Here is a 21,380-nt window from a genome sequence, read left to right as displayed (position 1 = left end):
TCACGCGCCTCGCCGGCACATGGCCCAGACCTCGTCCAGAAGGGAGGGGTAGTCCTCGCCGTACGTGGACACCGCCGCGAACACCGCGTCCAGCGCCGCCTGGAGCGGGTCGCTCTCCGCGGCGCCGGTCAGCGCGGGCAGCGCCATGTGCGGCTGCGACATCCGCAGGGAGGGGTCCGGCGCGCCCAGGGCGACCCGAAGGGTGTACCTGGGCGCGCCGGCGGGCTGCGATGCCGCCGGTGCGGGCGGGCTCGGCGGTTGCGCGGCGGCGGCCGCCGGACCCACGATCCCGAGCGCGCGGCCGGGCTTGGCCATCGTTTCCTGTTCCTGTCCGCCCGGGGCCGCGGGCTGACGGACGGCGGGCCGCTCCGGTGGGACGGCGCGACCGACGGTCCGGTCCGGGAGACCCGGGTCGGACGCGAGGGTCTGCCACAGCCGGGTCCGGTCGTCGAAGGGCGGCGGCAGCGGACGGCCGTCGGCTAGGGCGCCGAGCCCGGCGGCGATCCAGGCGAGTGCGGTGAGACCGGCCGTCTCGCAGGCACGCCGGGCCGCCAGCAGAGCCACCTGGCGCTGTGTGTCGGGGCCGGCGGCGTCGAGGGCGTGGACCAGGTCCGGGTCGAAGCCGAGCAGACCACGGACGTTGCCGCGGACTTCGCGCAGCGCCCGGCTGGGCAGCTGACCGCCCCACTCCGCCCGCTCGTGGGCGAGCAGCCGTTCCCTATCGGTCTGTTCCTCCGCCAGGCGGGCCAGGCGCTCGGCTTCGGCACGTTCGGCGGGTGTGGGAGCGGGTGGCTGCCGGCGGGCGAAGTCGTGCCAGTAGGCGGCGATCGCCGCGGTCTGGCGGAGGACACCGTCCGGGGCGGGCGGGGCGGGCCAGAACTGCAGCAGATAGCGGTCCAGTTCGGGTTCGTCGTCCAGCCGGGTGTCCTGCCCGTGGGCCCGGTCCATGCCCTGCGCGCAGTAGCGCACCCGGTAGTCGATCTCCTCCAGGCCCAGGTCCCAGCGGGCTTCGCCGGCCCATTGCGTCAGCGTGGTGTGCGCCGAGACAGGGCGGAAGGACACCTCCACGACGTCCTCCCACTCCGCGTCCAACGGCGGTGGCATGTCGTGGACTTCGACGGTGAATCCGACGCTGCCCGTGTGCAGTCCGGTGGACAGCCACAGGGCGCCGGGGATCGCCGCCCCGCACAGTCCGGCGGTCTGCCCCGCGAAGGAGTCCGTGAGGTCGGGGCCGGACGTGTCCGGATCGCTCTCGACGTGGATCTGGCCGTAGTGCACGTGCACTTCACCCTCGACCGGTCTGCGCACGATCATGCTCCCCGTCCCGTCAGCCGTTCCGGCGGCGTCATGGTGGGCGGGATCCGCCGTCTGCCCCGCGGCCGGGTGCAATTCACCGTCAGGCAGGTCGTGGCGGGCTTGTCGGCCGAGTCGAGGAGAACTCGGCCGGGACACCCCTCGGGGCTCATGCGCAGTCGCGTCCAGGATCGGGCCATGCCCGGGAGCCTAGGACGAGCCACTGACAGTGCGGACGGTCCTCGATCGCGCGGCATGTCTTCCACGGGGGTGTCTGGCGACAAGGCGTCCGTCGGCGGCGGGTGTTGGGCGCCAGAGCCGGTCGCGGCCTCGGACGCGAACGCGTCTCCGCCCGGTCGAACCGGCACACCCCCGCCCATGAGGGCTACAGGAGTTGTCCGCGTGCTCCGGACGGCCGCTGCCACCGGCTGAAGCACGCGGACCGAGGGCTACTGGCGAGCTGGTGACGACGCGGCGTCCAGGTCGTCGTGGCGTGCCTGTATGCGTGCGACGACTCGTCGCTGTCCCACGGCGCTCACCCCGTGACCGGTAGGGCCTCCGTCTCCTTCTCCGGTGCGGGTTCCTCGGCCGTGCGGCCGCGCAGGGCGACCAGCACCAGCAGGGCCGAGAACAGGGCGGCGCAACCGCACACCACGAAACCGATCGAGTAGCCGTGGCCGAGCGCGTCCAGTGCGAGGGAACGGGCGGCGCCGGGGGGCGAGTCGACCGGTACCGAGTTCAGGGCCAGCGGGCCGCCCTCCGCGAGCACCTCGTGTGCCGCGCCCTTCGACTCCGCGCCCAGCGAGGACGTCGCGAGGGAGGCGGTCACCTGGGACGCGGCCTGGCTCAGCGCGACCGCGCCGATGACCGCGGGACCGAGCGTGAACCCGAAGTCGCGCAGCAGGTTGGTGGACGCGCTGGCCATGCCCGCGAAGTGCACCGGCACCGCGTTGACGGCGGTCGCGGTGATCGACGACACCGTGAACGCGAAGCCCACGCCGACCAGTCCGAGCGGCACGATCAGCGAGGTCAGCGCCTGGTCGTCGACGGCGAGCGTGGCGGCGAGGAAGTCGCCCGCCGCGATCAGCCCGAGCCCGGTGGTGAGGAGCACGCGCGCGTGCAGTCGGTGCAGCAGGCGCGAGGTCAGCGGGGTGAGGAACGGGGTGATTCCGCTGAGCAGCAGGAACGCGAACGCGGTGCGCAGAGGACTCTGGTGCTGGATCGGGCCGAGCCGGATGCTGGCCGCGTACGCCGTTCCGAGGAAACTGAACATGCCGACGACGGCGACGATCGAGGCGATCGCGAAGGACCTGTTGCGGAACAGGTCCAGCCGCAGCAGGGGCGAGCGGGCCCGGCTCTCGGCCGCGACGAACAGCCCCACGAACACGGCCGCGATCACGAACGCCACGACCACGGAGGCCGACCCCCAACCGTCCGTCGGCCCCTGGATGACGGCGTACAACAGCGCGAACAGGCCGACGCCGATGGTGATCTGACCGCCGATGTCGAGGGAACGCCCCTCCGGCGCGCGGGAGTCGGTGGCGAGCAGCAGACTCACCAGCGCGCTGGCGGCGGCGAGGACGGCGACCACGACGAATGCGGAACGCCACGAGCCGTAGGTCCCCGTGATGCCGCCGAGCAGCGGGGCGAGGAAACCGCCCGCCGACAGGCTGGAGGCCCACACGGCGATGGCGCGGGCCCGCGGGGCGCCGGAGGGGGTACCGGCCGCGATCATGGCGAGGGAGGTCGGGAACAGCGCGGCGGCGCCGAGGCCGGCCAGTGCCTGTCCCACCCACAGCTGGTGGACGCCGGAGCTGCCGGCGGCGACGATCTCGCCCGCGCACAGCAGTCCCGCGCCGCCGACGAGGAGCCGCTTGCGGCCGAAGAGGTCGCCGAGCACGCCGAAGGACAGCTCCAGGACGGCGACCGGCAGGAGGAAGGCGTCCGAGATCCAGGTCAGTTGGGAGCCGACGGGGTGAAGGTGTTCCTGGAACAGCCCGTTGAGGGTGGCCGGCATGGCGAGGCCGATCTGTGCGAGACAGACGGCGAGGCAGCCCGCTATGAGCGTGCCGAGTGGGAGACGGGCGATCGGCGCGTGCGCGTCCGGTGAGTGAGCCGGGGTGGTTTCGGACATGAGCGGTCCCAACGTCGCGGGGAGTGGGGTGAGTTCGAACAGCCGGGTGGAGGCGGACGGATGGCGGTGGACGGGGTGAGCCGGGGGAGGCAGACGGCTGGTTCAGCGCGGGGTGCCGTACGGCTACCGGCCGCGCCCGACCGTCAGTTCGGCGGGTCGGTAGGGGATGTACGCCGACCCGTCGAGGCCGAGCGCGAGGGCTGCCTTCTGCAGGGCCGCGGGTGTGGCGGCGGCGTCCCAGTGGCCGGTGACGACGCGGTGTTCGACGGCGTGTACGGCGGCGACGGTCTCGGCGGTGGTGAAGGCGCAGTGCCCCTGCCGCTCGACGTACGCCTGGCGCAGCAGCGGCCCGTCGCCGGACACGCGCACCCGGTCGGCGAACCGGTTCTCCTGTTCGACCGGCACGAGGTTGTCGGCGACGGTGTGCACGTCCAGCAGGGGTACGGCGAGGCCCTGACCGGCGGAGGAGGTGCGCGCGGCCGTACGGACCGCGGCGGGGTCCGCCGTGATCGCGGCGCCGGCGGTGAGCGTGCGCAGCTCGGCACGCAGGTCCAGCCCGGCCGCCCGGTACAGCGCGCGGACCTGCGGGGCGTGCACGGAGCCGCTGAGGAGTGCGCCGTAGTCGACACCCCGGTTCCATGAGGTGTTGCCGCCGGCGGACTGCTCGACCGCGTACCGGCCGCCCTCGACGAACGACAGGATGCCCTGCGCGAACCACGCGTACTGCTGTTCCTCCTGGCCCTGCCAGTCGTCCGGAGCGGGCCGGTCCTGGCCGGGGGCCCAGGCGGGCAGGTTGAGGAAGGCGGCGGCCAGCGCGACCCGGGCGCGGCCGGCCGGGGTCGCCTGGGCCGCGGCGACGGCGGCGGTCAGGCGTTGCGCGGTGGTGGCCGCGTCGGCGGCGGAACCGAAGCGCACCAGGCCGATGTCCTGTCCCGGCAGGAGCAGGCGGGCGAGGGTGTACTCGGCGTCGAGCTGGTAGTTGTCGAGGTCGGTGGCGCCGGCGACCAGACCGCACAGACCGAGGGCGCCGTCGATGCGCCCGGCGCCGTCGCGGGCCAGCTGGGCGTTGACGAGTCCGCCCATGGACTGGCCGACGGCGAGCGTGCGGGTCGGCTCGCCGATCTTCGCGGTGACGGCGGCGAGGGTGGCGAGCTGGTCGCGTTCGGCGCTGTTCAGGGCCCACATGGAGCCGTTCGGATCGTAGGAGGAGCCGGCCAGGGCGTAGCCCTCGGCGAGGAGCGCGGTGCGGGCGCCGGCCGACGGGGCGTTCTGGGCGACGGTCGGGCCGAAGCCATGGCTGAACAGCAGGAGCGTGCCGTTCCAGTCCGCCGGGACGTCGGCGATCCAGGTGCCGCCGTCGGCGAGGGTGCCGGTCAGCCGCTGGGCGGCGGGCGCGGCGGAGTCGGCGTGCCCGGCCGCGGGTGTGGTCAGCGCGAGGACGACGGCCGCGGCGAGGGTGGCGAGGGCGCGGGACCGGCGGCGCGTGGGGCGGGCCGGGGTCGTGCGGCGGAGGCGGGTGGGCATGGGTCGGGCTCCAGTCTGGGGGGTGGGGAGCGCTGCTGGACCTGGATGCTCAGTGCACTGAACGTCAGGGAATGTAAGGCTGTTTTCTCACCGCCGTCAATGGAGTGCACAACATCAGCTGGTGGCGATGCCCGCCGGTGAGCACGCGAAGATGGGCGGCCGGTCCACAGGGCGGCCGGGCGGCCGGACTACAGGGCGGCCGGAGCCGTCTCGATCACGCGTCGCGCCACATCCCTCGCCGGCGCGTCCAGGCGAGCATGGAGTGCGCGGAACGTCTCCTCCGCCACGCCGGCGGGCCAGTCGCCCGGGAGATGCTGGACCGGCAGGCGCGGATCGCTGCGGATGACGCGGAGCCATTCGGTCGCCAGCCGCAGCCGCAGCGCCAGCGGGTCCTCCCCCCCGGTGTTCCCGCTGTTGTCCACACCGGGCTCACCGCCGGTCTTCCGGTCGGTGACCACACCGGACTCTCCGCCGGTCTTCCCGTCGGTGACCACGCCGGGCTCACCGCCCGTGCGGCCGCCCGCTGCCAGTGGTCGCCAGCGGGCGTCGAACTCCCGGTAGCGTTCGGCCAGTTCGGCGAGGTCCCAGGTGTCGTGGATCATCTCCGCGATGTCCATCCCGGTGTCCGCCCGCGCACGGAACACCTTGACGTGCGCGGCCAGCCCCAGTTCGGCGACGATCCCGGAGACGTCGACGTCACCCGGGGCCACCCACAGGCCGCTGAACAGGGGGCCGAATCCGGCCCAGGTCAGTTGGGAGCGCAGGTCGTGCCGCTGCCGCTGCCAGGATTCGGGCAGGGAGAAGCCGAGCAGGGACCAGGTGCCGTCCCAGTCGCGATTGACCGCGCCGGTCTTCCACATGCGCCGTTCGCCGTCCCGCAGGATCGCCTCGGAGCGCTCGGTGAGCCCGAAGTACATACGCCGGCCCTCCCGTTGGCGCCGCAACAGGCCGCGGTTGACCATGCGGGTGAGCGTCGAGCGGGTCGCCTGCTCACCGACCCCCGCACGCGAGAAGACCTCGATGACACTGCCCGAGTAGACGCAGACACCCCGGCCCAGCACCTGGTCTCCGAGGAAGGTGAGCATCAACGACTGCGGGCGCGGGGCGGTGTCAGTGGGCACGGGCTTACGGTACGACGCGGAAGCCCGCGGCGGGACGGCCGCCCGGGTCGCTCACGCCCACCCGGCGGGGGCTGCGGCGACGGCACGGAAGGGTCTCTCCGGCCTCCGAATGGTGCGGGACGGACTGACGCGGACCGTGAACCCCTTGATCAGACTCATCCGGCGCCGCGTTTCGGCGGCGTGACCTTCCCGGCCGGATCCCGGACCAGGGACATCAGTCACGGCGAGATGATCCGCGCGGGCTACGACCAGACACTGACCATCCCGGCACGCGGTCTCCCCTCCGGTACCTGTACCAGCGCCTCGGCCCCGGCGCGAGCGGTGACTCCGACAGTCCGCCCTGGCGTCTCGGCCTGCTCACCCAGACCGGCTCGACCTGCTGACCGCCGGGCCCGCCCCGGGCCGGGGCAGGCCCGGCTCACGCCTGCGGGCGGGTTCCGTCGATCGCGACGCGCCGTCCGTGACGGGCGTGGGGGTAGTAGTCCCAGACCGCGTGGTGCTGGACGCAGCGGTTGTCCCAGAACACCAGCGTCTCCGGCTGCCAGCGGACCCGGCAGTGCAGCAGCGGGGTGCGGGCGATGTGCTCGTACAGCATGGTGAGCAGCGCCGCGCTCTCGGACGCGGACAGCTGCGGGATGTGCGAGGTGTAGGGGCCGTTGACGAAGAGGAGTTCACGACCGGTTTCGGGGTGGCGGGCCACGACCGGGTGTTCGCTGCGCGGCACGTCGTACTCGGCCGGCGGCAGCTGGCCCTGCGCCAGCCAGGGACGGGCTCCGTCGTGGACGGCGGTCAGCCCCCGCAGGAACGTCTTGAGCGCGGGCGAGAGCATGTCGAAGGCGAGGTGCATGTTGGCGAACAGGGTGTCGCCACCGCTGCCGACCTCCGGGACACGGGTGAGGTGCAGCATCGAGCCCAGCGAGGGCTCGGCGTCTGCGGTGCCGTCTGCGTGCCAGCCGTTGCCGGCGACCTCACGGGAGTTCTTGTCGGCGCTGATCTCCAGGATGTACGGGTCGGCGTCCTCGGCGGGCAGCGCCACCGGGTGCAGCGGCCCGAAGAGACCGGCGAACCGCTTGTGGTCGTCGGGGGTGAGGTGCTGGTCGCGGAAGACGAGCACGTGATGGGTGAGGAACGCCTGCTTGATCTCCTTCTCCTGCTGGGGGGACAGCTCCCGCGACAGGTCGAGCCCGGCGATCTCGGCGCCGAGCAGCGGGGTCAGGGGGTCGACGGTGAAGCTGTCGTAGGTCTCGGCGGGGCGGGTGGTGATGCGCTCGACGGCGTCCAGTGCGAACTGCTCCATCATGTTCTCCTGTTCGGGGGAGGTGATCGTTCGGGGGCGCGATCGTTCGGGGGGACGATCGTTCAGGGGGCGGCGAGGGTGCGGCCGCCGCCCGTGAGCACGGGGGTACGGAGGTGCGGGGGTACGGCACCTCGGTCACGGCAGGGAGGTCACGGCCCCGGTCACAGGCCGCGGGCCGGCAGGTCGGCGGGCCGCGACGGCGGGCGGACGGTACGGGACGCGATGTCATCGGGCCGATGGTGGGAGCCGTTCGCCGCGGTGGACGGCGGCGCCCCCGCGTTGATCAGCTCGGCGATGCGCTCGGCGTGTCGGCCGGTGACGATCTCGTAGTGCGTGGCGTCGACGTGGTGGACGGTCGAGGCGTCGGGCAGGAGTGCGCGCCACTCCCCCGCCGCGTGCCGCTGCGGGGGCGGCGCCGGCAGGTCGGTCACCGGCCGGTCGGCCAGCCACACGGTGGTGGACGTCCGGAGCAGCCGGGGCGGGGTGTGCGCGGCCATCGCGGCCAGGTTCGTCCGGCAGCAGCGGGCGAGGCGCTCGGCGTAGACCTCTGCCGGGTCGGCGAACTCGGTGAGTGCGGCGTCCTCACGGGAATCGCGGGCGGCGGAGAGTGGCGTGACCCCGCCCCGCCGCTCGGCGCCGTCGGCGTCGCCGGAGCTGAGGGTGTCGTTGCCGCGCAGTTCGTGGGCGAAGACCGTCCGGATGTCGTGGTCGTCGTAGCTGTTCAGGAGTCCGCCGGCGCCGGGAGCGGGCGGGTCGAGGAGGTACAGCGCCTCGGCGGCCCGGCCGGCCGCTTCCGCCTCGGCGGCCATGGACAGCGCGATCCAGGCGCCGAACGACCAGCCGGCGAACCGGAACCGCGTGCCGGGTCCGGGGAAGCGGGCTCGCACGGCGGCGAGGTACCGGGCGGCCCGGTCTCCGACCGACCGGGCCGGCAGTCCGGGGTCGCGCAGGGCGGGGTCGGGGATCAGGCAGACCGTGGTCCGGGGGTCGAGCGCCGACACCAGCGGCCGGTACGCCTGGATGTCGCCACCGACCGGATGGACGAGGCACAGCACGTCGTGGCCCCCGCCCGGCTGCCACACCTCGACACTCACCGTGCCGCCGCCACCGTGCCCGCCGTCCGCCTGGGGGCGTACGGAGTGAGCGAGGTGGGCGAGAATCTCGTTGAGGCTCACGCGGTGGCCGAGGCGGGAGAGGTCGATGTCGACGCCGTGGCGGCGCTTCACCTCCGACAGGAGGTCCAGCAGGGTGAGGGAGTCGGCGCCGAGGTCGTACAGGGAGGCGTCCGGGTCGAGGGTGTCGACGCCCAGCAACCGCCGTACGATGTCCGTCACTTCCTCAGGATTCTCCCTCCCGTCGCCGGCGGCGGCCTCGCCCGACGCGGCTACGACCGCGGAACCGGCCGCTGGGGAAGCGGATGCGGCCGGTGAGGCAGGCTCGTAGAAGAAGCGGGCCTCTTCGGGCAGGGTGGTGGACACCAGCAGGTGCGGGAGCTGGAGTTCGACGGCGTCCGCGAACACCTCCAGGGCTTCGGCGGTCGAGAGTCCCACCCGCAGGTGCGCCTGGTGGCGGGGGTCGGCACGAAGGGAGTCGCGGGCCATTCCGGTGTCGCGCCACACGTCCCAGCCGATCCCCAGTCGTACCGTGCCCGAGGGGTCGTCGGGCCCGTGCTGGGCGAACGCGTCCAGGACGCCGGCCGCGGCCGCGTAGTCGAACTGGCCGACCCCGCCGAACAGGGACGACAGCGACGAGCAGTAGGCGGCATAGCGGGGACGGTGTTCGGCGATCAGCCGCTCGGTCAGGAGGGCGGCGCGCAGTTTGGCCTGCGTGGCGTGGAGCAGCAGCTCGCCGTCCCGGCGGGCGAGCAGTCCCCCGGCCGCGGTGCCCACGGCGTGGACCACACCGTCCAGCCGCCCGAGGTGCGGTGCCAGCCGGTCCCGTACGGCGTCGAGGGCGTCCTCGGCCAGGTCGGCCTGGACGACGGTGATGCGGGCGGACCAGCGCTCCAGGGCTGACGGCAGTGCCGGACGGCGGGCGAGCAGGACGACACGGCCGTCGGTGCGCTCCAGGAGCCAGGCCGCCAGGGAGGTCCCGATGCCTCCGGTGCCGCCGAGGACCAGGTGGGTGCCGGTCGCGCCGGTGAGCGTGGGGGGAGCCTGCGGGTGCGGGCGGGGCACCGGACGGACGGCGGGGCGCCACCAGTAGCCCTGACGCAGGGCGAGGCGCGGCCGCCGTTCGGCGCCCTCACTCATGTCGTCGAGGACGTGGGGCAACAGGTGTGCCCAGTCGGCCGGTTCAGGGGTGGGCAGGTCGAGCCAGCGCGTGTCGAGGGCGAGTTCCTGGCGGGGTACCTCCACCGCGCCGGCGAGCAGGCCCAGTTCAGGTCGGCGTACCCGCCCGGTCACCGGTTGGGCGCCGTGGGAGAGCCACCACACGCGCGGCCTGCGCTCCTCCGGGAGGTCGGCCAGTGCCCCGCACAGTGCGGCCGGGGTGTCCAGGCACGCCCGGCGGGCCTGTTCGAGGGACGGTTCGCCGACCCTGCCGGTGACGGCGAGAGGCAGGGCGTGCAGCCACTCCCACCCGTCCTCGACGCCGTCCTGCACGGCTTGCAGGAGCCGCGTCAGCGAGGCGGGATCGGCGGGGTCGACCTCGTAGCGGTCCGGCGCGAGCCGGGCGTAGGCGGGGCCCGCGGTGACGTGCACGACACGGGCGTACCGCTGGGCGAGCCGACTCCACCTGGCCGGTGGGACGGCGGCGTCGGAGACGACGACCACCAGGCGCGTGGACCGGGCTCCGGTGGCGGGGACGGCCCGGCGGGTGCGCGCCCACTCCGTCTGGTGCAGCCACCGTTCGACGGGCGCCCTGGACGGCGGGGTCTCCCGCCGGGCGGGGGCGATCGCGTCCCCGGGTCCGGTCGTGGCGGCCCTGCCGCTCGCGACCGGGGCGCGGGGGAAGTCGTGGTCGGTGAGGTCGAAGGCGGGCGGGGGGAAGTCCCAGGGAGCCGGTGCGGGGGCCGGGGACGGGTCCACGGTGTCTCCCGCCTCCCAGGGACGCGCCGGCTCCTGCCCGGAGAGCGGGCCCTGTGCGTGCCGGCCGGGGCCCGGCGGGGGCACCGGGGTGCCGCTCAGCCTTCGCAGCCAGGCCACCGCGCTGTCGGCGTCGGGGCAGAGCGCCGCCGCCCGGTGGCGCAGCGCGGGCCGGCCCGCCCGGAGGTGGCGCAGGACCTGGGCGTACGTCTCCGGTCGGGCCGCGAGATGGTCGGCGACGCGCCCGGCGTCCGCGCGCAGGGCGGTCTCGCTGGCGCTCGACAGGACCAGCCAGGGTTGGTCCACGGTGACCGGCGCGGGGTCGGTGCCCCCGGGGTGTTCCAGGACGAGGTGGGCGTTGGTACCGCCGATTCCGAAGCTGCTGACCGCGGCGACGCGGGGCCGGTCGGCGGGCCACGGCTGTGCGGTGACCGGGATGTGGAAGGGGCTCAGGTCGTCGCCGATCTCCGGGTTGACGCGGCGGAAGTCGACGTTCGGCGGGATCACCCCGTGGTGGACCGCCAGCGTGGCGCGAACGAGCCCGACGACGCCCGCCGCGGCGCCCAGGTGTCCGATCTGGCTCTTGACGGAGGACAGGGCGCAGGAAGCGGAGCCGGTCCGGCCGAACGCCTGGCGCAGGGCGCCGACTTCGACGGGGTCGCCGAGGCGGGTGCCGGTGCCGTGCGCCTCGACGTAGGCGATGTCGGCGGCGTCGCGGCCGCTGCGCCGCAGGGCGGTGCGGATGACCTCCCGCTGTCCGGCGACGGAGGGTGCGCTGTAACCGAGCTTGTCGGCGCCGTCGTTGTTCAGGGCCGAGCCGGTGATGACCGCGTAGACGGTGTCGCCGTCGAGCCGGGCCCGCCGCAGGGACTTGAGGACGACGACGCCGACTCCGCTCGCGCCGACCGTGCCGGCCGCGTCGTCGCTGAAGGGCCTGCAGTGGCCGTCCGGGGAGAAGATGTGCTGCGGGCGGTACGCGTATCCGTCGGTGAGTTGCGTGTCGACGAGGACTCCCCCGGCGAGCATGACGTCGGCGTCGCCCTGCCGCAGCAGTCCGGCCGCGACATGCACACCCACCAGGGAGCTGGAGCAGGCCGCCTGCACGGTGAACGCCGGTCCGGTCAGGCCCAGATGGTAGGCGGTCCTGGTGGCGAGGAAGTCCTTCTCGTGATGCAGCGCCATCCGGAAACCGTCAGGCAGGTCGGCGGGATCGGCCTCGCGCAGCATCGACCGGTAGTAGGTGTTCTCGCCGCAGCCGGCGATCAGGCCGACGCGGTGGGCGGCCGGGTCGGCGATGCCCGCGTGGGCCAGCGCCTCGACACAGCTCATCAGCAGGTGCCGCTGCTGGGGGTCCATCAGCCGCGCCTCCTGGCGGCTGATGCCGAAGCGGTCCGGGTCGAAGGCGAGCAGGCCGTCCATCTGGCTGCGGGCCCCGACGAGTCCGTCCGCAGCGGGAAAGTGCTCGATGCCCCGTGCGCCCGTTTCCACCAGGTGCCAGAAGGCGGCCAGGTCGCGGGCTCCGGGCACCCGTACGGCCATGCCGACGACGGCGACGGCGTCATCCGGCGTGTCCTCCCGCTCGCCGGGGTCCCCGGTGTCGGCGGGCGCCGGGTCCGGTCCGTCGAGGAAGCGGGTGAGCCGGCGGACGGTGACGTGCTCGAACAGGTCGGCCACCGTGAAGGCGAGACCGAGTTCGGCGCGGCAGCGCAGGTGGAAACGCATCAGGTCGAGGCTGCTCGCCCCGGCGTCGAAGAAGCGCTGGTCGGGCGCCACGGGGTGGCCGGTGACCGTCTCGAACAGGTCGCACAGACGGGCCTCCCGCTCCGATGCGGCGCGGGATGACGCCGCGGCCGTGGCCCGCAGTTCGCGCCCGCTCGGGGCGGCGCGGCGGTCGAGCTTGCCGCTGGGGGTGCGCGGCAGGGCGTCCGCCCGGCGGTAGCCGCGGATCCGTACGTGCGGCGGCAGCAGTTCGGCGAGGTGCCGGTCGAGTTCCCCGGGGTCCGGGTCGTCGCCGCGGATCTGCAGGACGGCCACCAGTCCGTCGCCGTCCTGCACCACCACGGCGGCCATGATCCGCGGGTGCCGCAGCAGGGCTGCCTCTACCTGCCCCAACTCCAAACGGTGTCCGCTGAGTTTGATCTGCCCGTCACCACGGCCGTCGTAGTGGAGCAGGCCGTCGGCGTCGAAGTGGGCGTGGTCGCCGCTGCGGTAGAAGGTGCCGAGGCCGGGCAGGTCGGTGAACCGCTCGCGGTTGAGGTCCGGTTGGCCGGGATAGCAGGGGGCGGCCATGGGACCGCCGATGAGGAGGTCTCCGGTGGCACCCGGCGGGAGGGGGGCACCGCCGGCGTCGACCACCCGCAGCACGGCGTTGGCGACCGGCCGGCCGATGGCGGGACGCACCGGCCACAGCGCGGGATCGCCCTCCAGGCACAGGCTGCTGACGACGTGGGTCTCGGTCGGCCCGTAGTGGTTGAACAGCCGGGCCGCCGGCAGGCCGGAGAACCAGCGGCGGACGGCGTCCGTGCAGACCAGCTGCTCCCCCGCGGTGATCACCTCGCGCAGCCGGGAGGGGAACACCCCGAGGTGGACGCCGTGTTCGGCGAGCAGTTGCAGGGCGACGTACGGCAAAAAGAGCCGTTCGGCGCCGGTGGACTCCAGCTGGTGCAGCAGTGCGGGCAGGTCCTGACGCCACTCGGGACGCACCAGGTGCAGATGGCCGCCCGTGCACAGCGTCGTGAAGATCTCCTGGAAGGACACGTCGAAGGAGAGCATCGAGAACTGCTGGGTGGTCGCGGCGCCGCCCAGTCCGCCTGCCTCGCTCTGCCAGTGCACCAGGTTGCACAGGGTGCGGTCGGGGACGTCGACACCCTTGGGTGTGCCCGTGGAGCCGGAGGTGAACAGCGTGTACAGCGGGCGCAGACCGTCGTGCCGGGCCGGTGCCGGCTGTGGGGCGGGGGGTGGCGCCTCGGACAGGTCGACCGTGTGCCGGGGCAGTGCGGGCGGGGCGATCGCGTCGACGTCGTGGTCCCCGCCCGGTGCCACCAGGACGCAGAGGGGGTCGACCTGGCGCAGGATCCGGCGCAGGAGGTCCGCCGGGTAGGCGGGGTCGAGGGGGACGACGGTGATGTTCAGGCGGGCGGCCGCGAGCAGCGCCACGATGTGCTCGGGTGAGGGGGTCAGATACAGGGCGACGCGGGCCGGCGTCGCGGGGTCGGCCGGCAGCGGGTGCCGGGTCCGCAGTCGCTCGGCCAAGCCAGCTGCCTGCGCGTCGAGTTGGGCATAGGAGAAGGTGCGGTCTCCCCCGGTGACGGCGGGAGCGTCCGGCGTACGGCGGACCTGGCGGTCGAAGCCTTCGGCGACCGTCGTGAACGCGGCCGTCAGCTCGGGTCCGCGTCCGTGGTCCGGCAGGCCGTCCCGGTACGGGCCGACAAGGTCCGCCAGGGTCCCTGTGCCCGCCCCGTCGGTGAGCAGGTCCACACCGCGCCGGAACAACTCGGCCGCCGCCGTGACGCGTTCGGCGTCGATCCGGTCCTCGGCGTACTCCCACAGGCAGTCGGATCCGCCGTCACCGTCGACGACGGACAGGGTGAGCGCGCACTTGGCCTCCGCCGGTTCAGGCCACAGCGGGCGGACCCGGCAGCCGGGCAGCGTCAGCAGGTCGAACTCGGTGTTCTCCAGGACGAACATCGCGTCGAAGGGCGGGCCGTCCACGCCGAAGGGGTGATCGGCCAGCACGTCGGACAGGGCCACGTCCTGGAGGGTGAGGATTTCGCCGACCGCCGCGCTCTGGCGCAGCAGTTGGGCGCGCAGCCCCTCCTCCGGGACCAGGTCCGCCGGCAGCAGCACCGTGTTGGCGAACATACCGACGCTGTCCTCGATCTCCGCCACGGGGCGGCCGGCGACCGGCGCGGCGATGAGCGGGCGGGTCGCACCGGTCACTCCGTACAGGCTCCAGGAGAACACCGCGAGCAGCAGCTGGAAGCGGGTGAGCCCCAGCTCGGCGCCCAGACGGTCCAGACGCAGGCGCTGGGCCGCGTCGAGCACGGTGACGCGCAGCCGCCCCCGGCCACGTTCCGCCCCGGTCGGCGAGGGGAACAGCCTGTCAGGTGTGTCGAGTTGTGCGTAGTGGCGTCGGAGTGCGGCGCGCTGGTCACGGTAGGCCGGACTGCTGTGCCACTGCTGCTGCCACAGGGCGTAGTCGGCCGGGGAGACGGCCGGATCCGTTGGGATGGCGGCGGGATCGGTCGGAGTGACGGCGGGATCGGTCGGAGTGGCGGCGGGATCGGTCGGGGTAGATGCCGAAGCAATTGCGGTGATGACCACACCCGTTGGGGTTGCGGTCGCACCCGTTGGGGTCGCAGTCGCATGCGTTTGGGTCGCAGTCGCATGCGTTTGGGTCACACCCGTTGGGGTCGCGGTCGCACCGGCGTCGTCCCTCGCGAACCCGGCGTCGTCGGCCGTCCGGGCGTAGGTGGTGGACAGCTCGCGGAGGAGGACGTTCAGCGACCAGCCGTCGACGGCGATGTGGTGCAGGTGCAGCAGGAGGACCCGACCGGGGCCGGCGTCGAGCAGCCCCGCCCGCAGCATGCGTCCCCCGGCGAGGTCGAAGGCCGGGGCGAAGAAGCGGGCGGCGGCCCCCCGCCAGTCCTCCCCGTCGCGGACGTCGGCCGGCTCCCAGGGGTCGTAGGGCTCCGCGATCGTCTGGAGCAGCCCGTCGGCGGTGGCGTGGAGGCCGGTGCGCAGCGCCGGATGCCGTCGCACGAGCCGGTCGAGTGCCGCGCGCAACGCGTCCCCGTCCACGGCGCCGTCCAGCCGGAACGCGAGCGGCACGTCGTAGGCGCGGCTGTGCGGGTCGCGTCGGTGCAGCAGCCACAGGCGCTGCTGCTCGGAGGTGGCCGGAGCGCTGCGCCGTCCGGTAGGGGCGGGCGGCGGCGGCGGATACAGCGGCTCGACCCGGCCGGTGGCGGCCGTGACGGCGTCGGCGAGGGTGGCGAAGTCGGCGCTCAGGACCAGGGACTGGGGAACGTCGGCCTGGAAGGTGCGGCGGATCTCGAAGCGCAGGCGCAGCGCCTTGAGGGAGTCGCCGCCGTTGGGTATCCATCGGTCGTCGGGCCGCAGGTCGCGGACGTCGAGGATGCCTTCGGCGAGCCGCAGCAACCGCCGCTGGGAATCGCTCACTTCGGCGCTCCCACCGGTCGGGGTGCGGCGCCACGGCTGCGTGGGCGAGTTCAGCAGGGCGGACTCGTCGACCTTGCCGTTGGCGTTGCGGGGCAGCGCGTCCAGGAGGTGGGTGCGGTGCGGCCGCATGTACGGCGGGAGGGTCGCGGTGAGGTGCCGGTCGTACTCCTCCAGGGTCAGGGCCGAGCCCAGGACCAGGTAGGCGAGGAGTTCGTGGGCGCCGTCGGCGTCGCGGCGGGTGCAGACGTGGGCCTGTCGTACGGCGGGGTGGGCGGCCAGCTGGCGTTCCGCCTCCCCGGGTTCGATCCGGAATCCGCGCACCTTGACCTGCCGGTCGACGCGGCCGACGAAGGTGAGGAGACCGTCCGGGTCACTGCGGACGAGGTCACCGGTGCGGTACCAGCGCTCGCGGCCCCCGTCGTGCCAGGGCAGCCGGACGAAACGGCGCTCCGTCTCCTCGGGCAGGTTGCGGTACCCGGCCGCGAGTCCCGCGCCGCACAGGTGGAGTTCGGCGACCTCGCCCGCCTCGGCTGCCCGGGAGCCCTCGGCGACCAGCAGGGCACCGGTGCCGGGCAGCGGTCGGCCCAGGGGCACGACGTCGGCGTCGAAGTCGCGCGGCACCGGGTGGCACAGCGCGAACGTCGTGGACTCGGTCGGGCCGTAGGCGTTGACGAGCCGGGTCGCGCTCCGGGGATTGTCGCGGTACCAGCCGCGTATGCGGGCGGCGTTGAGCTGCTCGCCGCCCACGAGGACCTGGCCGACGGAGTCGAAGCAGTCGGGCGCCTTGTCCACGACGGCGTTGAAGAGCGCGGCCGTGACGAACAGAGTGTCGATGCGGGCACGGTGCAGGGTGTCGGCCAGCAGACGCGGGTCCTGGGTCTGCTCGTCGCTGAGCACGACACAGGTGCCGCCGGTCAGCAACGGCACCCAGGTCTCGTAACTCAGGGCGTCGAAAGCGGGGTTGGACAGGCTCGCGCAGCGCGCGCCCGCCTCCGGGCGGAGCGGCCCCGGACTCGCAAGGCGCAGGATGCCGGCGTCCCCGACCTCGACCCCCTTGGGCATGCCGGTGGTACCGGAGGTGTAGAAGAGGAAGGCGGCGGGTGCGTCGACGAGCGAGCCCGGCTCGTCGGCCGGGTCGTCCGGCGCTGAGTGCGGGCTGCTGGCCGGGTCGTCCGGCGCCGGGTGCGGGCTGCCGGCCGGGGCGGAGAGCAGGTCCGCCGCGCTCACCCGGGTGACCGCGGCGGTGTCGGGGCTGCCGGCCGGGTCGTCGTGGACGAGGGCCACGGCGGCGGAGTCGTCGAGGATGTGGCGGCGGCGTCCGGCCGGGCTCTGCGCGTCCAGCGGCACCACGGTCGCCCCGGCGCGGCGGATGCCGAGCATGACGCACACGAGCTGCCACGACCGCGGCAGGCGGACCGCGACGGCCTGGCCTGCGAGCACTCCGCGCGCCCGCAGACCGTGGGCGACGACCTCGCTCAGGCGGTCCAGTTCGGCGTAGTCCAGGACGTGTTCGCCGTCCACGACGGCGGGCGCGGCCGGGCTGCGGAGCGCCTGGGCGAGCACGGCGTCGGCCAGTGTGCGGGGCCGGGCAGGACCGGCGGTGTTCCCTGTCATCGCGCCCGCCCTCCCACGACGGTCGAAGCCGCGGTAAGCACGGCGAGTTCACTCTCGATCTGCCGGGCCACGCGCGGCACCCCCGCGCTCTCCAGCACCTCCCAGTGGTCGCAGTCCAGTGGCTCGACCCGGAAGTGGCCCCGGGCGCGGCGCCGCCAGAAGTCGCGCACCTCGGGCAGGAGGGACGGATCGGCGTCGCCGCCGACGGCCTGGACCAGGGTCAGCCGGGCCGAGGAGGGCGCCGGAAGGTGCTCGCGGGCGGTCATCCGGTTGTGGTTGTAGATCCGGTGGTACTGGTCGATCTGCTCGTCGTCGATGCCCGGGTACATGCCGTTGAACTTCACGAGCTTGTCCCTGAACTCGGCCAGGTCCACCGGGGCGACGGCCGCCCGGGCGGCCGGGTCGTCGGTGGCCTGGGTGTCGAGGAGGACGACACTGACGTCCTCGCGGCCCGCCCACGCCAGGCGGCGGCCCATCTCGTGCGCGACGAGCCCGCCGTACGACAGACCGGTCAGGACGAGCGGACCGGCACCGAGCGGTTCGACGAGCCGGAGATAGTGCTCCGCCATCGCCTCGACGGTGGGCAGGAAGTCCTCGCCGGGGTTCACGCCCGGCGACTGGACGCCGTACAGTCCGACGCTCTCCGGCAGCGCCTTGGCCAGGGCGAGGTAGCAGAACGCCGTACCGCCCGCCGGGTGGACGCACACCACGTGCCCGGCGCCTTCGCCCTGCCGGAACGCGATCAGCTGGCTCGGTGGGGGTCCCGACCTGCCCTGCCGGATCAGGCCGCCGAGGTCCTCGATGGTCGGGTGCAGCATGATGTCGCGGACCGGGAGCGTGGCCCCCAGGGCTTCGCGTACGGCGTGGGCCATCTTGATGGCCGACAGGCTGGTGCCGCCGACGTCGAAGAAGCTGTCGCGGACGCCGATGTCGGCGTGCAGCAGGATCGACCGCCATATCCCGTACAGCGTCAGCTCGATGTGGTCGCGGGGGCTGGCGGTGTTCACCTGGGTGGGCGCCGTCTCGTCCGCGTGGCGCAGCAGGGCTTCCCGGTCGAGTTTCCCGCTCCGGCTCAGCGGCAGGGAGGGCAGGTCCACGACGAGCGCCGGGATCATGTAGTCCGGCAGGCGCTCGGCCAGCACGGCGCGCCACTCGCGCGGGGAACGGCCGGGGGTGTCGCCTCGGCCCACGCCTGCCACCAGGCGCAGCCCGCCCGGAGCGTCCCGGTCGGCCAGGACGGCGGCCTCGCGGACTCCGGGGACGTCCAGCAGGGCGGCCTCGATCTCGGCCGGTTCGATGCGGAAACCCCGCAGTTTCACCTGGTCGTCGGCCCGTCCCAGGTAGACGGCGTTTCCGTCGGGCAGACGCCGGGCCAGGTCCCCGGTGCGGTAAAGGCGCTCGCCGGGGACGAAGGGGTCGGGCAGGAAGCGTTCGTCGGTGAGGTCGGGACGGTGGAGGTAGCCCGCGGCGAGGCTCGCCCCGCCGAGGTAGACCTCGCCGGCGACGCCGACGGGTACGGGCTGCATCCGCTCGTCCAGCAGGTACATGCGGGTGCCCGCGAGCGGCCGTCCGATGGGGCAGGGCCGGTCCAGCGGCTGCGGGTCGTAGTAGGCGGTGCTGTAGAGGGTCGCCTCCGTCGGGCCGTATCCGAAGCAGACCCGCAGCCCGGGAAGGTACTGCCCCATCCGGTACAGGGCGCTCTCCGGCAGGGACTCCACACCGGTCAGCAGGTGACGCAAAGCGAGGCCCACCAGCCGTTTCTCCGGGTCCTCGTCGATCCAGCGGACGTAGGCCGGGGGCAGGAACGCCTGGACGACGCGGTGTTCCCGCATCCAGCGCATCAGTGCCTCCGGGTCCGTACGCAACTCGTCCGGAACCAGGTGCAGTTCGGCGCCGGTCGTCAGTGGCAGGAGCAGCTCGTGCACGGAGGCGTCGAACCCGATGCTGGACCACGCGGACGTGGCCTCCCCCGGGGTCCGGCCCATGCAGGTCAGCCAGTTGTCGAACAGGTTGATGACACTGCCGTGGGTGACGGCGACCCCCTTGGGCCGTCCGGTCGAGCCGGAGGTGTAGATCACGTAGGCCAGATCACCGCGCTCCGGGTCCACTTGGGGCGCTGTGTCGGTGCCGGCCTCGGCTTCGACCTCAGTGAGGGGAAGCCATACGGCGGGGTGGTCGTCGGCGTCGGGGTCGGGACGGTCCGGTCGGTCGGTCTGGCCAGCGGGGTCGGGGGCGGCGGCGCTCCGGGGGCGGTCGGCACGATCAGCGGGATCGGGGACGGCGGCGCTCCGGGGGCGGTCGGGACGGCCGGTCAGGACGAGGGCGGGGAGGGCGTCCGCCACCATGGCGTCGAGTCGACGTCGGGGCTGGGCGGGGTCGAGTGGCAGGTAGGCCGCGCCCGACTTGAGTACGCCGAGCACACCCACGACGAGGTCCGTCACCCGCCCGGCGTGCAGTCCCACCACCTCTCCGCGGCCCACCCCGCGGGCGCGCAGGGCCTGGGCCAGCCGGTTGGCACGCCGGTCCAGGGCGGCGTAGTCCAACCGCTCGTCCCCGCACACCAACGCGGTCTGGGTGGCGCGGAGTCGGACCTGCTCGTCGAAGCGTGCGAGAAGTCCGGGCGTACGGGCGGAAGCGGAGGGGCCGTGTCCTTCAGAGGCGCCCGCCTCGGGCGGCGGGGTGGCGTCTCCCCCGGTTCCTGCCGTGGCGTCTCCCTCGGCCAGTAACCGCAGGCGCTCCTCGGCGTCCACGAGTTCCAGCGCGCCGATCTCCGTGTCGGGCCGCTCGGCCATGTCAGCCAGCAGATGGCGCAGATGCCGTACGAAGCGTCGCGCGGTGTCCTCGTCGAAGAGGGCGCGCGCGTAGTCGAGGTGGCCGACGACCTGCCCGTCCGACTCGGTCAGCACCAGCGCCAGGTCGAACTTCGCCGGAGCGTAGGGGATGTCGAGGGGTTCGACGTCGATGCCCGGCATGTCGGTGAGGTTCCGCCGCTCGGGCTGCCAGGCGCACATCGTCTGGAACAGCGGGGTGTGGGCCACGCTGCGCGGCGGGTTGACCAGTTCCACGACGCGTTCGAAGGGCAGGTCCTGGTGGTCCAGGGCGGCGCGGAGCACCGCGCGCACCCGCTCCAGGGCCGTGGCCGCCGTAGGGGTGCCGGACAGATCGACGCGCAACGGCAGTGAGTTGACGAAGAACCCGATGGTCCCGGCCGCGTCGCGGTGCCGGCGGTTCGCCGTGGGGGTGCCCACGACCAGGTCGGTGCTTCCGCTCAGCCGTGACATCAGTACGGTCCAGCCGGTCAGCACGGCGACGAACAGGGTGCCGCCGTGGCGGCGGGCGAGAGCGCGCAGCGCGGCGGTGAGCTCGGCGTCGAGGGTGAACTCGACCCGCGCGCCGCGCAGATCCTGTTCGGCGGGGCGCGGACGGTCCGCGGGGAGCACGGACAGCGGCGGTGCGTCGTGCAGCTGCTCCTGCCAGTACGCGGCCTGCTCGGCGAGTTCGCCGCCGAGGACACGCTCGCGCTGGGCTCGGGCGTGCTCGGCGTAGTCCAGGGCGAGCGGCGGCAGCGGGTCGACGCCGTCGCTCAGCAACGCGGTGTAGAGGCGACCGAGTTCACGCATCAGCACGTTCATGGACTGGCCGTCGAAGATCGTGTGGTGCATCGTCATCAGCAGCACATGGTGATCGTCGGCGAGTGTGACGAGCCGGCCTCGGCAGAGGGGACCCCGCGCGAGATCGAACGCGTCCGCCGCTTCCGCCAGACGCAGGGCGTCGAGCCGGATGGTCGCGTCGGGCAGTCCGCTCAAGTCTTCGGTGCGCAGGGGGAATCCGCTGCCCGGTGGGTCGACGTGCTGGAAGACCTCGCCGTCGACGGCGAGGAGGCGGGTGCGCAGAGCCCCGTGGCGGGCGACCAGGGTGTCGAGTGCCCGGCCGAGCAGCTCGCTGTCGAGCGGGCCGCGCAGGGTGAAGGCCAGCGGTTCGTTGTACGCCTCGTTCGCACCCGGCAACTGGGAGAGGAACCAGAGCCGTTGTTGGGCGAAGGACGCCGGCACGAGCCCGGGGCCGTCGGCGTGGGCTCCGGCGTCGGGGTGGCCGGGTGCCGCCGAGGGCTGGTGAGCTGACGGACCATGCGGATCGTGGGGCGTGTCTTGCACCGACAAAGCTGGCTCTTCCCGTCTGCAGGGGTACTGGTT

7 protein-coding genes and 1 pseudogene are annotated in these 21,380 nt (G+C 73.7%); 1 reads left to right on the top strand and 7 read right to left on the bottom strand.

Annotated features, from left to right (window positions below; all coding sequences use genetic code 11):
• The 4 genes from AC07AZ_RS28165 to AC07AZ_RS28150 all read right to left on the bottom strand — a co-directional run bounded on the left by AC07AZ_RS28165 (position 1) and on the right by AC07AZ_RS28150 (position 6,036).
• The gene (locus tag AC07AZ_RS28165; protein WP_478852521.1) at positions 1-1,314 is read right to left on the bottom strand and encodes a hypothetical protein; all 1,314 of its coding nucleotides are present in this window, start codon (positions 1,312-1,314) and stop codon (positions 1-3) included.
• A 514-nt stretch (positions 1,315-1,828) separates the two neighbouring features.
• Positions 1,829-3,427, bottom strand: a complete 1,599-nt coding sequence (locus AC07AZ_RS28160) for an MFS transporter (RefSeq protein ID WP_478852519.1) — start codon at positions 3,425-3,427, stop codon at positions 1,829-1,831.
• Positions 3,428-3,550: 123 nt separating this feature from the next.
• Positions 3,551-4,951, bottom strand: coding sequence for an alpha/beta fold hydrolase (locus AC07AZ_RS28155; RefSeq protein WP_478852517.1), 1,401 nt, complete (start codon positions 4,949-4,951; stop codon positions 3,551-3,553).
• Between the two features lie 188 nt (positions 4,952-5,139).
• On the bottom strand, positions 5,140-6,036 hold the full coding sequence (locus AC07AZ_RS28150; protein ID WP_478852515.1) for a PaaX family transcriptional regulator: 897 nt from the start codon (positions 6,034-6,036) through the stop codon (positions 5,140-5,142).
• A 201-nt stretch (positions 6,037-6,237) separates the two neighbouring features.
• Here AC07AZ_RS28150 and AC07AZ_RS28145 point away from each other — a divergent pair.
• Positions 6,238-6,455, top strand: a pseudogene (locus AC07AZ_RS28145) (non-reducing end alpha-L-arabinofuranosidase family hydrolase); the annotation flags it as partial.
• A 35-nt stretch (positions 6,456-6,490) separates the two neighbouring features.
• Here the strand turns inward: AC07AZ_RS28145 and AC07AZ_RS28140 are convergent.
• The 3 genes from AC07AZ_RS28140 to AC07AZ_RS28130 all read right to left on the bottom strand — a co-directional run bounded on the left by AC07AZ_RS28140 (position 6,491) and on the right by AC07AZ_RS28130 (position 21,347).
• Entirely contained in the window at positions 6,491-7,369 is an 879-nt protein-coding gene (locus tag AC07AZ_RS28140) for a TauD/TfdA dioxygenase family protein (RefSeq protein WP_478852513.1), read from the bottom strand.
• A 161-nt stretch (positions 7,370-7,530) separates the two neighbouring features.
• Complete coding sequence (locus AC07AZ_RS28135; RefSeq protein ID WP_478852511.1) at positions 7,531-17,187, bottom strand: amino acid adenylation domain-containing protein; 9,657 nt, start codon at positions 17,185-17,187, stop codon at positions 7,531-7,533.
• The gene (locus AC07AZ_RS28130) at positions 17,184-21,347 is read right to left on the bottom strand and encodes a non-ribosomal peptide synthetase (protein WP_478852509.1); all 4,164 of its coding nucleotides are present in this window, start codon (positions 21,345-21,347) and stop codon (positions 17,184-17,186) included. Before AC07AZ_RS28130 ends, AC07AZ_RS28135 begins: the two co-directional genes overlap by 4 nt.
• Between the last annotated feature and the right edge of the window lie 33 nt (positions 21,348-21,380).

Source organism: Streptomyces sp. NPDC043878, from assembly GCF_056435735.1.
Note: the sequence above shows the minus strand (reverse complement) of the source record. Positions and strands in the feature narration are given on the sequence as shown.